Origin of the sequence: Flavobacterium seoulense (assembly GCF_000695795.1) — a bacterium.
GTDB classification, from domain to species: domain Bacteria; phylum Bacteroidota; class Bacteroidia; order Flavobacteriales; family Flavobacteriaceae; genus Flavobacterium; species Flavobacterium seoulense.
Map to the genome: position 1 here is coordinate 24,693 of NZ_JNCA01000024.1, position 15,482 is coordinate 40,174.

11 protein-coding genes are annotated in these 15,482 nt (G+C 32.3%); 7 read left to right on the forward strand and 4 right to left on the reverse strand.

Annotated elements, in window-relative coordinates; all coding sequences use genetic code 11:
- Positions 1-42 precede the first annotated feature (42 nt).
- The 3 genes from FEM21_RS12615 to FEM21_RS12625 form a co-directional block, all read right to left on the reverse strand.
- Positions 43-2,346 (reverse strand): cation:proton antiporter, encoded by a 2,304-nt coding sequence (locus FEM21_RS12615; protein ID WP_035660858.1) that lies wholly within the window; start codon positions 2,344-2,346, stop codon positions 43-45.
- A 62-nt stretch (positions 2,347-2,408) separates the two neighbouring features.
- On the reverse strand, positions 2,409-2,720 hold the full coding sequence (locus FEM21_RS12620; RefSeq protein WP_035660860.1) for a response regulator: 312 nt from the start codon (positions 2,718-2,720) through the stop codon (positions 2,409-2,411).
- Between the two features lie 11 nt (positions 2,721-2,731).
- Positions 2,732-3,025 (reverse strand): GNAT family N-acetyltransferase, encoded by a 294-nt coding sequence (locus FEM21_RS12625; protein WP_035660863.1) that lies wholly within the window; start codon positions 3,023-3,025, stop codon positions 2,732-2,734.
- Between the two features lie 306 nt (positions 3,026-3,331).
- On the opposite strand from FEM21_RS12625, the gene FEM21_RS12630 reads away from it, so the two are divergent.
- The 6 genes from FEM21_RS12630 (at position 3,332) to FEM21_RS12655 (ending at position 14,417) form a co-directional block, all read left to right on the forward strand.
- A complete protein-coding gene (locus FEM21_RS12630; protein WP_051627592.1) occupies positions 3,332-4,054 on the forward strand; it encodes a beta/alpha barrel domain-containing protein in 723 nt (240 codons plus the stop codon).
- Between the two features lie 311 nt (positions 4,055-4,365).
- Positions 4,366-8,925 (forward strand): LamG-like jellyroll fold domain-containing protein, encoded by a 4,560-nt coding sequence (locus FEM21_RS16310; RefSeq protein ID WP_051627593.1) that lies wholly within the window; start codon positions 4,366-4,368, stop codon positions 8,923-8,925.
- A 268-nt stretch (positions 8,926-9,193) separates the two neighbouring features.
- The gene (locus FEM21_RS12640) at positions 9,194-10,708 is read left to right on the forward strand and encodes an ankyrin repeat domain-containing protein (RefSeq protein ID WP_035660865.1); all 1,515 of its coding nucleotides are present in this window, start codon (positions 9,194-9,196) and stop codon (positions 10,706-10,708) included.
- Positions 10,709-10,712: 4 nt separating this feature from the next.
- Positions 10,713-11,195: a DUF2271 domain-containing protein gene (locus FEM21_RS12645; RefSeq protein WP_035660868.1), complete on the forward strand. Its 483-nt coding sequence runs from the start codon at positions 10,713-10,715 to the stop codon at positions 11,193-11,195.
- A 12-nt stretch (positions 11,196-11,207) separates the two neighbouring features.
- Positions 11,208-13,385 (forward strand): PepSY domain-containing protein, encoded by a 2,178-nt coding sequence (locus tag FEM21_RS12650; protein WP_035660870.1) that lies wholly within the window; start codon positions 11,208-11,210, stop codon positions 13,383-13,385.
- Between the two features lie 24 nt (positions 13,386-13,409).
- Entirely contained in the window at positions 13,410-14,417 is a 1,008-nt protein-coding gene (locus FEM21_RS12655; RefSeq protein ID WP_035660873.1) for an FAD:protein FMN transferase, read from the forward strand.
- Here FEM21_RS12655 and FEM21_RS12660 read toward each other — a convergent pair whose 3' ends face one another.
- The gene (locus tag FEM21_RS12660; RefSeq protein WP_035660876.1) at positions 14,418-14,870 is read right to left on the reverse strand and encodes a DUF4442 domain-containing protein; all 453 of its coding nucleotides are present in this window, start codon (positions 14,868-14,870) and stop codon (positions 14,418-14,420) included.
- A 151-nt stretch (positions 14,871-15,021) separates the two neighbouring features.
- Between FEM21_RS12660 and FEM21_RS12665 the strand changes: the two genes are divergently transcribed.
- A complete protein-coding gene (locus FEM21_RS12665) occupies positions 15,022-15,477 on the forward strand; it encodes a DUF4870 domain-containing protein (protein WP_035660879.1) in 456 nt (151 codons plus the stop codon).
- The last annotated feature ends 5 nt before the right edge of the window (positions 15,478-15,482 follow it).

Consider the following 15,482-nt stretch of genomic DNA (forward strand, 5'->3'; position numbering starts at 1 on the left):
TCACACAAGCCTTTTATCTTTATTAAACCTCAAAATGATAACTTATACTTCCAGAAAGTTTTCACTATGATTTTTTAAACATTCTTTTATTTTATCAGTATCACCTACCAGCCATACAATATCATTCACAAATATATTTTCTGATGAGCCTGGATTTAGAATTCGGGTACCACTTCTTTCAATTCCTACAACATGACTTCTTAAATCTTTACGAATTCCAGATGTCTTTATCGTTTTTCCACAATAAGGATTAGCTTCGGTAACCCGGGCTTTTATCAATTTTATATTATTGATATCAATTTCTTCTTCGCTATCTTCTTGTGAATCTTTCTGGTCAAAAAGAACTTTTAATTTCGAAATTTGTTCTTCAGTTCCTAAAATACCTACTTTATCAAAAGGTAAAATTCGTTGTTTACCATTAGGCAAATGAATGATTTTGTCATTTCGGCGGATGTAAACCACATCGATATTAAATTTTTCTTTCCAGTTCAGTTCATACAAGGTCATTCCTGCAAAAGTAATGTCATCGGTTGTTTCTAACTCGGTAACATAGGCATTCCATTCCTGCAAATGATTTTTAACTTCTTCATTTTTACTTTGAATAGCCAAAATATCTTTGTTCTGCAAATATTCTAAACGCGCTTTTTCGTTCAAATTTGAAACAAATTGCTGTTCAATATGCTGATGAATCTTTCGAATTCTATCCGAGAAAAACCAAAGCAAGACCACGATTATTGGCAAAGCGATCAATAATGCGTAACGCGTAGTAGCAATTTGATCAATAAAAAATCCGATAAGAAAAACGCCTAACAAACAACGTATCACATTAAGTGTAATTCCAGCTGCCGAATAATTTAAATAATAGGAGTTAATCGTTTCCCCATTTTCTTTAATGTTCACTTTTTTGATAAGAATAGCCCAAAGAAATGGCGCTGCTAATAAGGTAGCTGAAGTTATTAAAATTACATTTCGCCATAATATACTCACTGTATGAGTATTCAAATAAGGTATAAAAGTGTATTTGAACAACAATGCAATCGCAACAAGAATGATGCTATTAATCATCAAAATTCGGTTGTATTCCTTCAGCATTTTTTTCCAAAGCGGATTGTCTTTATTTTTTTGCGTTTCAGCACTGTAAGCATCTAAACGAGCCAGCCATGTTGCAGGAAGCGTTTTTTCAATTTGGTTATAAAGTGGTCCTGAAAATTTAATTAAATAAGGTGTTGTAAAGGTCGTAATTGCTGAGACTCCTACAGCAATAGGAAATAAGAATTCAGAAATTACGCCTAGCGACAATCCTAAGGAAGCCACAATAAAAGCAAACTCACCAATTTGTGCCATACTCGAACCAATTTGCACCGCTTGTTTTAATGGTTGTCCAGAAATCAATGCTCCTACTCCACTAAATAAAAATTTCCCTCCAATAGTTAACAAAGTAACGGCTAAAATTGGTCCTGCGTAAGTATACATTGCATTTGGATCAATCATCATTCCTACCGAAACAAAAAATATTGTCCCGAATAATTGCTTGATAGGCTGTGTAATATGTTCGATTTTTTCTGCTAATATCGTTTCGGCAATTAAGGATCCCATTACAAAAGCTCCTAATTCAGCAGAAAATCCTACCATAGTAGCCAGTAATACCATTCCAAAACAAAGACCAATTGCCAGAATTAATACCGTTTCTTCGTCCATCCATTTTTTAGTTTTTTTGATAAAACCTGGCAATAAGTAAATTCCAACCAAAAACCATAAAACTAAAAAGAAACCTAATTTAAGAACCGTAAAGACAATCTCATAACCTTGAAATTGCTGTGTTACAGCTACAGTAGACAGCAATACCATCAACAATATCACAATGATATCTTCTACTACCAATACTCCAAAAACCACACTGGCAAATTGTTTGGATTTCAATCCCATTTCGTCAAAAGCACGAAGAATAATTGTCGTTGATGAACTCGCTAACATTCCTGCCAAAAAGAGACTATCCATTTGTCCCCAACCTAATAAATGTCCTGTGAGATAACCGCCCAGACCTACAAAAACAATTTCGGTAACCGCCGTGACTGATGCCGGCCCTCCTACTTTTACCAGTTTTTTAAAACTAAATTCCAAGCCCAAACTAAAAAGTAACATTATTACTCCTATTTCGGCAAAAATTTCTACGTTTTCGTGATCGACAATGGTGGGCAGGAAACTAAAATGCGGACCTACTAAAAATCCTGCAATAATATATCCTAAAACCAAAGGTTGTTGAATACGCTTGAAAATTATGGTAACAAATGTGCTTACTAAAAGGATAAGCGCTAAATCTTTTATTATTTCTGGTAAATGAGCCATGTTTTAAATTGGTTATATTTGGGTAATTAAGCTTGACAAAATCTAAATTAGTTAAAGTTTTTCTAAGGATGTAACTCCGGGAAAACCTGATATACTTCTGCTTTTAGTAATCCGCTGCCACCACCGTAATGTTCTATAATTTTTATTCTTTTTTGTGAGTTTTCAATATACTCTTTTATCTCTTTTTCGAATGTTAATTCTAAGCCTGAGCTAAGTAAAAGAATATCTGGATTATGCTTTTCTAAATATTCATAACAAAATGTTTCGCTATGCGTTATTTCGGCAAACCATCCTTCATTATTTTCGATGATTCTCTTTAGCGTAGCTACAATTTCTTTATGTTTTCCGATAACTAAAAAATTCAATGTTTTCATTTTATTATCTTTTATCTTTTGTACCAAATTTCCTCAAATTCTTCCGGATGACGTTTGAACTGAGCATGAACATAAGGACAAAGCGGCACAATTTTCATATTATTTTCCTTAGCATAACTTACTAATTTATCCAATAAAACTTTTGCAAAACCTCTTCCGTTATAAATTTCATCTACTTCGGTATGATATACTGTGAGTAAGTTACCTGAAACAGAAATATCCATTTTCCCTGCTTTATTTTCGTCAAAGAACAATTGAATTTCTCCTCTATTTTTATCGTTTAAAATAACTGTTATTCTTTCCATAATATTAATTCTTTTTTTAGTTGGTTTTACTTTTTATCAAAATTGGTGTCATTTATTTTTTCGACTTCATCTGATTTTCTTATGCAAAACTACACTATCAATCTCAACGCAAACTTGACCTAGATTAAGAAATGAATTAAATCCTGATTTTATTAAAATTGTAACTAAAAAAAATCCTCGGATACAATTTTACCAATTTCACTACAATTTTTCTTTATTTCATTACATGAGTTAATTTTTCATAGCATTTTTTATAATTTTTTAAAATGGAGTATAGTAAATTTGGTACTAAATAATAGAAAAAACATGCAAATCAATTCAGATTTTTTTTGGGGAATCAAAAAGAAAATTCCGTTTTGGGAACGATTTTTCGGTAAAAAAACGATTAACAAAGCATTAAATACCCCTGAGATAATTAGTAAGCGTTGTAAAGGAATTACAATGGGAGAAGAAAACTTAAAATCATTTCTTTTTTCTACCGATATGGCGCTTATTGAAAACAATGATGCCGATGCTATTTTAGCCGTTTATCCTTTTCCGCCATCGCCAAAAATAATTAAAACGCTAATTGATTTTTCCGAAAAACCAGTAATCTGCGGTGTTGGTGGCGGAGTTACCAAAGGAAAAAAATCTTTAGAAATGGCAATATACGCTCAGGAAATAGGAGCCGCTGGTATCATTGTAAATATTCCTTTTGAAAATAAAGATTTAAAAAAAATAAGAGAAAAAGTTACTCTTCCTATCATTGCCAGTGTTGCTACTGCCGATTATAATTTTCTAAAAAACAGAATTGATGCAGGTACAACTATTTTTCATGTCACAGGAGGAATATATACGAATGCAATTGTACAGGATATTGCTACTAAATTTCCAGGTTTTCCAATAATGGCAACAGGTGGCAAAAGCTTAAGTAGTATAGAAGAATCGATTGAAGCTGGCGCAATGGCTATTGTGCTTTCACCTCCTTCAAACAAGGATTTATTTAAAAATGTAATGACAAAATACCGAAATAGTTTTGGACTTTTTTGAGTGAATTGTAACAGCTTTAATTAAACTATTTTACAAAACATAGTTCCTATTACAAATATTAAATATGATTTTCTATTTTTCTTTTAGCAAACCTATTCCAGCAAAAAATTATCGCTAAAACAATTCCATTTAAACCTTCGCGTAAAAAGTAGTTAAAAACTTTCTTTTAAATTAAAAATATGTATTTAAACGACATTTATAGCACTTTATCGATATTCTGAAAATAAAATAGTTATTTTTATCCCAAAAAAAGCTCAATAATTATTTACCCCCAATCAACTATATGGTTGATATAATATTTGTACAAGCTTATGGTAAAATTTTACTTTGAAAGAATAAATAATTATCTCTTCTATGCAATACTATTATTTATTGCATTTTATAATTCTGTTAATGCTCAAACACTTACTTCTCCACAGGTAAATTTTTCGCAAAGAACAGCTGCGGCTACACCAGGTAAAACGATTTATAACATTAATGGTGATTTTACAATGTTAGGAAATACCAACTTGACATTAAGTAGCTATGATAATAATAAAAATAATGAAGGTAATGCAATGGTATATGTTGATATAGATGGAAACAATACTACATTAAACTCTTCAATGGCTACACTTGAACTTTCTAATTCCGGAGAAAATAGCGCTAATGAAAATTGCTCTACTGTTCTTTTTGCTGGACTATACTGGACAGGAAAATCAGATGATGCTAATGAAACTTTTTCCGTAACAAAAAATTCTCTAACAAAAAATTATAATAAAAAAACTATCTCTCTAAAAGGACCAAAAGCTACTTCTTACACTACGATAACAGCTAATTCAGATATTCGTTTCCCAGGAAGCGCACAAAGTGGAATATTTGTTGGATTTCAAGAAGTTACACAATATGTAAAGGCTCAAGGTCCCGGAGCTTATACAGTTGCCGATATTGCTTTAAAAGAAGGAACCAATGGAACCAGTGCACAAAATCCAGGTTTTTTTGGAGGATGGGTAATGGTTGTAATATATGAAAATCCTACAATGAAGAGCCGTGCCGTAACTCTATTTGATGGTTATGCCTATGTTAATGGACAACGAAGTGGAGGGGGTGAATATGGAAACATTCCTATTTCTGGTTTTACAACAGTTGCTTCAGGACAAGTCAATATGAAACTAGGAGTAATGGCTGCCGAAGGTGATGTTAATTCAAATGGTGATTATTTAGCAGTTCAAAAACAAGATTTAAATCCAACAGTTTATCCTGGAAATTATTTAGTTTTTAATAATACTGCTACTCCTCCGGTAACTAACAACTTTTTTAATTCTTCAATTTTTCCACAACCTGCAGCCGGGAAAAGTAACCCCATTTATAAGAATAATACAGGAATAGATTTTAATATGTTTACAGTTCCAAATTCTGGAAACTCCATAATTAAAAACAATCAAACCTCAACAAATTTTAGATTTGGTTCTACTTATGAGGTATTTACTATTTTTGGATTCGCCATGTCTGTTGACGCTTATATTCCTGAACCTAAAGGATTAATTAGCGTTAATTCAATTAATAATGTTACCAATCCAGCAGTTTTAAATGCACTACCCGGACAGGCAATTAATTATTCCCTAGCAGTTAGTAATTCAGGAACCGAAGCCATAAATAATACCGTTATTAGTATCCCTATTCCTAATACAGCGGTTTTTAACTCAGGTAGTATTTCCTACTCTACTCATAATGGTTTTTCTACACCTAATATCCCAACTTATGACTCCACGAATAAAAGAATAATTTGGAATTTAGGTACTTTACCTACTACTGCTGGGCATCCTGAATATATTTATGCTAATCTAAGTTTTAATCTTAACGTTACTAATGACTGTAACATAATAATTAACGAAGGTTGTAATACTAGAGTATCATTACAAACAGGAACAATAACAGGAACCGGAGCTACATCAGGAACACCTACCACAGTCAATTTCTTTCAGGGATATGACAATACTGCATGTAAAAAACCTATTGAAGGCTCAATAATAGTTGCTATAGATGGTACTTCCTGTTTAACTACTATGGCTGGTACTGACCAAATAGCTTCTTGCGGATTAGAATCAGTAAAACTAGCAGCCACACCAGGCTCAACAGGAACCTGGTTAATAGTTAATGGACCAGGTGGCGGTGGTGAATTATTTTCTAATAGCTCAAGTCCTAGTTCTGAATTCTATAGTCCTAATAATGGTACTTATACCTTAAGATGGACTGTTTCTGGAGGAGGAAGTTGCCCAGACATTAGTGATGAAGTTCAAATAACCTTAAATCCTTGTGCTCATCTTGACTTTGACGGAACAGATGATAATGTTGATTTCAAAAATAATTTCAATTTAAATAACGGCTCTTTTAGTATTGAAGTCTGGATCAAATCAGAGGCTACAAATAACAACATTCAAACTATACTATCTAAACGAAATACGGCAATAAACGACGGTTATGATTTAAGGTTAGTAAATAATATAATTTCTTTTAATTGGAATAACGGTAACTCGATTAGTTCTAGCTATCCAATTAGCACAGGAAGATGGTATCATGTTGCTGTTACTTTTAATGGTTCAAATTATAATCTTTACATTGATGGGGTAAGCATTCGCAATGAAGTTGCTGGATTAAATCCAATTGCTAATAGTAATGCAAAATTCATTCTGGGTGCAATGGCTCAAAACATTACATTCCCTTACACCCCGATTAACTTTTTCGATGGATGGACTGAAGAATTACGCATTTGGAATACCGCTTTAACAGCTGCCCAAATACGTCAAATGATGAATCAAAGGATCATTAACAATAGTAATTCAGTTTTTGGTGTTACAGTTCCATTAGCGGTTTCCGGACTAACATGGGCTAATTTAGAAGGTTATTACCCAATGATTCAGACCTCTGATTTAGTTAATGGTTATCTATTAGATAAAAGCCCTAATGCCCGAAATGGAAGATTATTAAACATTAGTACTCCACAACCAGAAACAGCTCCTTTGCCTTACACCTCAAAAAATGACGGAACTTGGGAAGCAAATAACACTTGGACAAATGGTACTGTTTGGAATATTCCAAATACTAAAGGTATAGATAATACTACCTTTATTGATTGGAATATTGTTCAAACAGCTAATAATATCACTACTGCAGGAAATAAAACTGTATTAGGTTTATTAGTTAACAACAATACTCTAAGTGCAAACAGTAATAATAAAATAGAAATTTCCCATTATTTAAAATTAAATGGAAAAATTGACTTAGTAAATAAATCTCAATTGATACAACCCCTCGAAAGTGTCTTGGACGTTACTAGTAGTGGTTTTATTGAAAGAGACCAACAAGGTCAATCTAATTTATATAACTACAATTACTGGAGCTCACCAGTTGGCACAGTAAATACTACAGCAAATAATGTTAATTATACTGTTGGAAATGTAATGAAAGATGGAACGACTACTACCCCACAAAATATACGATGGATTGGGGGAGACAGAGGAACTCCTACATCCCCTATAAGTATTCCACGTTATTGGCTTTTTAAATTTGATAACTATGTTAATGCTTATGCTAGTTGGGTACAAATTAATGAAAACTCAGCAATTCGAGTAGGACAAGGATACACAATGAAAGGCAGTGGAGCCTCTACAGCTACTCAAAACTATACCTTTGTAGGTAAACCCAATAACGGATTAATAAATTCTAATTCTGTAAGTGCTAGCCAACTATTATTAGCTGGAAATCCATATCCATCTGCATTAGATAGCGAAGCCTTTATTAACGATAATGAAAATTCAATTAACGGAAGTATTTATTTTTGGGAACATTATGCGAGTAATAATAGTCACTTTTTAAAAGACTATCAAGGAGGTTATGCCATCAGAAATAAAACTGGAGGTGTGGCACCATCATCTGCTAATGTTGATTTTATAAGCAAGTTAGGAACTCCTTCCAGAGGAATTCCAAACCGTTTTATTCCTGTTGGCCAAGGTTTCTTACTAATTGGAAAAACAGGAGCAGGAGGCACAATTACTTATAACAATAATCAAAGAGCGTTTCATAAAGAAGATGATTCTGGCAATTCTAACGTAATATTCAAAATTTCAAATTCGAACAAAACTGCTTGGAGAAACAGTAATAATGATACTATTACTGAAGAAAAACACAAAAAAATTCGCTTAGGTTTTAACTCCCACAATGATTATCACAGACAATTATTATTAGGGTTCATTGATGGAAAAGCTACCAATAAAATAGATTATGGTTACGATGCTCAAAACATGGATAATTTCCCTAATGATATGTTTTTCCAAATTGAAGACAACCAATTTATTATTCAAGGTGTTGATGCTTTCGATAAAAATGCTTCATATCCGCTTGGTGTAAAAACTAATGCTGAAGGAATTGTAAAATTTATGATTGATGAACTAGAAAATTTTGATGACAATCAAGCTGTTTACATATTCGACAATGAAACTAATAAGTATTATAATATTAGAGAAAAACAGTTCGAAGTTAATTTGACTCCTGGAATAAATACAACTCGATTTTCTTTACGTTTCATTAATCCAGCTGATAGCCCAATTATAGAACCTGAAGCACCTTTAAAAGATCCAAGCAAAGATTGTATTGTTATTACTTACACTCAAAAATCAGATTATATTAGTATTTCTAATAATTGTGATAACATCAAAATCAAAAAGTTAAGTCTTTATAGTAGTTCAGGTGCCGAAATAGACCAATTGAAAATCACAGAAGATAAAAATCAGTCTAATATAATAATGAATATTAAAAGGAATACGACAGGAATGTATATAGTGAAAGCTGAAACTACAAATGGTGAGTATACTAAAAAAATAATCATTCAATAAATAACATTCTAAATCAACTCAATTACCCTAAATGATTCTATGATTATTTAGGGTAATTTATTTTAATGAATATATACATTCAATTGTGTTTTAGAAAATTAACTAATGAAGAATAAAATCATTTCTTAAAATTTTCTAAAAAGAATTAAGTAAGAAATCGATACTATAATTTTTATCTCTACATTTGCATTATTTTTATTTATTCTAAATAGAATATTTACATTAAACCAATTAGAATAATATCTATCTAATCGTAAAATAATATATAATGAAGAAAAAACTATTTATTTCTCTAGCCTTGGCAACTTCTCTTCTTGCTACGGCGCAACAAAAAAATTCACTATTAGACCAATCCTTTTGGAAATCTTCTCCAGATGTGGCAGCACTAAAAGCTGAAATAGCTAAAGGAAATAATCCTGCAGAAAGTACCAGAAATGCTTTTGATGCAGTTGTATATGCCATAAACAGCGATGCTCCTACAGAAACCATCAAATATCTAATTGAACAACCTGGAAATTCTGTTAGCAAACCTACACATGACAACCGTATTTATTTACATTGGGCTGCCGGAAAAGGTAACTTAGAATTAGTAAACTATTTAATCGCTAAAGGATCAGATATTAATCTTGAAGATAGCCACGGTAGCTTTCCTATAACTGCAGCTTTATATAGTCAAAACAATATTGCTATTTGTGAAGCGCTTTTTAAAGCTGGTGTTGATCCGAAGAAAAAATACAGAGATGGTGCTAATCTTTTACTTTTAGGGGTTTCAAATGACAAAGATTTAAGTTTGAGTAAATATTTAGAAACAAAAGGTTTATCTCTTAAAGATACCGACAATAAAGGAAATACGGCATTTAATTATACTGCAAGAACTGGTAATATTCCTTTATTAAAAACACTTTTACAAAAAGGAGTAAAAGCTACTGATAATGCTGTAATTCTTGCTTCTGAAGGATCTCGTCGTGAATCAAATACTTTAGAAGTTTACAAATATTTAATTGAAGATTTAAAATTAAAACCAACAGCCGTTTCACCTGAAGGAGCAACTGTATTACATAACTTAGCACGTAAGGCTAATCAAAATGAAATTATCAATTATTTCTTAAGCAAAGGCGTTGATGTTAATAAAGCTGATAATGATGGAAATACTGCTTTAATTAATGCTGCAGCTGGTAGAGATACTGAAGCATTAGAATTATTACTTACTAAAGTAAAAAACATTAATGCTCAAAATGCTAAAGGAGAATCGGCTTTATCAGTAGCGGTACAATCAGGAAGTACTAAAGCAGTTGAACTTTTGCTAAAAAACAAAGCTGATGTTGCTGTTTTAGATAAAGATGGTAATAATTTAGGTTATTATTTAATTCAATCTTACCGTCCATTTATGATGATGGGACGTGGTCTTGCAGCTGAAAGTAATGCTCCAAAAGAAGATTCTTTTGCAGTAAAATTAAAACTATTACAAGACAACGGATTGAATTTATCTCAAGCACAAAAAGACGGAAACAACCTGTATCATTTTGCAGTTGTAAAAAACGATATAACTTTGCTTAATAAATTAGCCGATTTAAAAATCGATATCAATGGTCAAAACAAAGACGGATTAACTGCTTTGCACAGAGCTGCCATGATTGCAAAAAACGATACTGTATTGAAATACTTATTATCAAATGGCGCTAAAAAAGATATCAAAACTGAGTTTGACGAAAGCGCTTACGACTTAGCTAAAGAAAATGAAACCCTAACCCAAAACAACATTTCTGTTGAAATTTTAAAATAATACAATGAAATCTTTAATTAAAACTGCCCTAACAGGCGCATTTATTTTACTTCTTTCTTTTCAGGCTACAGCTCAAAGTAGCAAATACAAATGCATGCTTCAAATGTCTAATTATGTTGGCGAAGGTGCTTATGTAGTAGTTTCTTTAATTAATGCTAAAGGGGAATACGAAAAAACTCTTTACGTAATGGGAGACGATAAAAAATGGTATAGCAGTTTAAAAGAATGGAATAAATTCCAAACTAAAAAACCAACTAATATTAGTGCCATTACAGGAGCTTCTGTAACTGGAGGTGACCGTAGTATTACAACTATCGAAATTGACAATACTAAAATTAACAGTGGTTATAAATTACGTTTTGAATCAGCAGTAGAAGATCAAAAATACCATATTTCTGATGTAGAAATTCCTCTTACAACTGCAGGAATTGCTGAAAAAACAGAAGGAAAAGGATACATCCGTTACGTAAGATTAAGCAAAATATAATAGCATAACCCGATGACTCTTTCCTTTTGGCGGTATTCACACCTCGCTTTGGCGGTATTTTCTTCTGTATTTTTAATTATTGCATCCGTAACAGGTACAATCCTTGCGGTAGATGCGATTCAGGAGAAAATACCATCCCATCGGGTGGCAAATTTCGAAGATATTACACTGGCACAAACACTGCCTGTATTACGTAAAATCTATCCCGAAATAACAGAATTAAGTATCGATCACAAGCAGTTTGTAACCTTACAGGCTATTGATAATGATGGAAACGACGTCAATGGATACATCGACCCTTTAACAGGAAAAATTATTGGTACACCAACTAAAAAAAGTGACTTTATTAATTGGAACACCAGTTTGCACCGTTCTTTGTTTCTTCACGAAACAGGACGTATTTTTATTGGCATTAATGCCTTTTTATTAGTATTAATTGCTATTTCAGGTTTTGTTCTTGTTCTCAACAGACAAAGAGGTTTACGTAATTTCTTTTCGAAAATTGTAAAAGAATATCTCGCCCAATATTATCATGTTTTATTAGGCCGACTGGCGTTAATTCCTATTTTGATTATAGCGCTCACCGGAACGTTCTTATCAATGGAACGCTTTCATCTATTCGAAAATAAAGACGAAAAACAAACTGAAACAACAGCAACTAATACCAAGAAAACATTTGATTTAAAAACTACTCCTTTAGCCAATATTACTAAAATTGAATTCCCTTTTTCAGACGATCCTGAAGATTATTACATTTTTGAATTAAAAGACCGAAAAATCGAAGTTGAGCAATATTCGAATGAAATAATCTCTGAGGAACAATTCCCGACAACTAAGTTAATGTCTGATTTGAGTTTGGATTTACATACCGGGAGAGCAAATGTATTTTGGGCATTTATCCTCGGATTAGCTTCTTTAAACATTTTGTTTTTTATCTATTCCGGATTTGCAATGACTTTTAAAAGAAGAGCAAGCCGTATCAAAAACAAGTTCAAAGCCCACGAAAGTCAATACATTTTATTAGTAGGTTCAGAAAACGGAAGTTCGTTGCGTTTTGCCAATGCCATCCTGAAACAGTTAAATGATCAGGGCAAGAAAGCACATCTTGCACAATTAAATAATTATACACTTTATCCAAAAGCAGAACATTTATTGATTTTTACCTCAACTTATGGTTTGGGTGATGCTCCTTCTAATGCTGGAAAATTTGTATCGCTTTTAGAAAAACACAATCAGCAACAACAAATTAATTATTCTGTAATAGGGTTTGGTTCTAAATCGTATCCTGATTTTTGCGGTTATGCCAAAGAAATTGATACTCTTTTAGCAAATAAAACCTGGGCGAATCGTTTCTTAGAAATCCAAACTGTAAATGATAAATCAGCCGAAGAATTTGTGAATTGGGTACAATTATGGAGTGCCAAAACTGGAATTTCACTGAGCACTACTCCATCAGTTTACAATCATATTCCTAAAGGATTACAACAATTAATGGTTTTAGACAAAACCACTGTTTCAGAAACCGATCAAACTTTTTTACTGACTTTAAGAGCCGGAATGCGAAGCAAATTCACTTCGGGAGATTTATTGGCAATTTATCCAGCTAATGATAATCGCGAACGTTTGTATTCTATTGGAAAAAACAACGGTAATCTTCAGTTAGCAGTAAAGTTGCATCCATCAGGTTTAGGTTCAGGATTTTTATACAATTTAAATCCAGGTGACACCATTAAATCGCAAATCATTAGTAATCATGCTTTTCATTTTCCAAAAAAAGCAAAACAAGTCGTTTTAATTTCAAATGGAACAGGTATTGCTCCTTTCCTTGGAATGATTGCGCAAAACAAGAAAAAAACTGATGTTCATTTGTATTCGGGCTTCCGTCAGGAAACTGAAATTACCAAATATTATCAGGATTTTGCCAATGAAATGATCCAAAAGCAATATCTAAAACAATTTCATCTGGCTTATTCTCGTGAGGCAAATCATCATTATGTGATAGATTTGATCCGAATTGATGCTGATTTCTTTGCTAATTTATTGAAAAATGATGGTGTAATTATGATTTGTGGCGCACTGGCAATGCAATTTGATGTCGAAAAAGTACTAGATACTATTTGCATTGAAAAAAATAACACCACAATTTCAGAATACAAATCCAAAGGTCAAATCCTTACAGATTGTTATTAATCTATTTTTTAAATTTCTTTTCGAATGAAAACCAAACACTTATCCATTGTAAGCTTTTTTACATTCCTGTTATTTGGATTGTCTTGTCATTCGCAGGTTTTAAGAAAAAGAGCAACAATGCTTATGGGCGGTCGTTTTGATATTAGTATTGTTGCGCAGGATTCGCTTTCGGCTGAACAAAATATTGATATCATTATTGCTGAAATTAGCAGAATAGAGCATTTAATTTCCGATTGGAAACCGACTTCTCAAGTTTCAGAAGTGAATCAAAATGCAGGAATTCGTCCAGTAAAAGTAGACAAAGAAGTTTTTGAACTAACCAAAAGAGCTATTCATTTTTCTGAAATTACTAATGGTGCTTTTGATATTAGTTTTGCTGCCATGGATCGCATTTGGAAATTTGACGGTTCGATGACCGAAATGCCAACACCGGAAGCAATAAAAAAATCCGTAGAAAAAGTTGGCTACAAAAACATCATCTTAGACAGTGTTAATTCGACTATTTTCTTAAAATTAAAAGGAATGAAAATCGGATTTGGCGCTCTTGGTGAAGGTTATGCAACCAACAAATGCCAGGAAATGATGCTTGCAAAAGGTATCGAATCCGGAATTGTAAATGCCACAGGCGATATGAGTGTCTGGGGAACTCAGCCCGACGGAAAACCCTGGAATATTGGTATTACTAATCCGTTTCGTCCAAGAGATATCGCAGCAGTTATTTCTTTAAAAAATACTGCAATAACCACTTCTGGTTCTTATGAAAAATATGTTGTTTTTGACGGTAAACGCTATTCTCATATTATTAATCCAGTTACTGGCTATCCTGCAACGGGATTATGTAGTGTAACGGTTTTAGGTCCTAATGCTGAAATAGCAAACGGTTTTAGCACCTCAGCCATGGTTTTAGGAAAAGATGAAGCTATCAAATTACTCAATAAATATCCTGATTACAGTTTTATCTTCATCACCGATTCTGGTAAAATGATTAAATCAAAGAATTTCCCTAAACGACAATTAAAAAAATACCGATAATTATTTCAGTTTAATTGTCCATTCAAATTCCATTTCTGAAACAGCTTCTCCATTTTCATTAGTTCCAATAGATTTTAACCAAAACGTCTGCCCTTCTCCTGTTGCAATCGTATTTTGGATTGCAGATTCTATTTGATTTTCATTTCTACATTCAAAAGTAATTCTTCCCGTTGCTTTTTTAGTAAACTTACTTTTATTGTTAGCAACAAGCATGGCTATATTTCGATTACTTTGTTGGATATGCAACATTACTAAAGATCCTGTAGTCAATTCGGCAGCCATTGCCTGGACCGCAAAATACATAGAGTTAAACGGATTTTGATTAATCCATCGGTGTTTTACTGTTACTTTACAGTAATTAAAATCTATCTCTTTTACCCGAACTCCGCAAAGGTATGCTGACGGTAATTTGAATAATAAAAAACGATTTAATTTTGCCGCTGTAAGTTTCATTTCATTGGTTTTAAATCTAATATACAAAAATATTCATTAGTTCAATCAGATTTGTTTTTGTTAATTTTGTGTTAATTTTAAGTACTTTGCAATACATAATACCTTTTTTAAAACATATATTTGTATAAGAAATTACTATAGACTACAAAATATGGAAACAAAAAACGAACAAACCACAGCAGCTTTAACGCATTTAAGTGCACTATCACAGTACTTTATCCCTTTTGGAAATTTTATATTTCCAATATTAATTTGGAGTAGTAAAAAAGAAAAATCGGAGTTTATTGATTATCACGGAAAACAGGTCATCAATTTCCAACTTAGTATTTTACTTTATTCAGTATTATTCATTTTGATTGCTATACCAATATTTGCTACTGTAGTATTTAGCAATGTAAACTGGAACGAACTAATAAATGATCAGGATTTCATTTTAGAAAAAGTTAATATGGCAGATAATATTGGTCTTTTAACAATCGGAATTATAGCAGTATTATCAATCTTTCTATTAAAAGTAGCTGAATTTTTCCTGATCATCATTAAATCAATAAATGCTTCAAATGGAGAAAAAACTACTTATCCGCTTACAATAAACTTTATTAAGTAATAAAA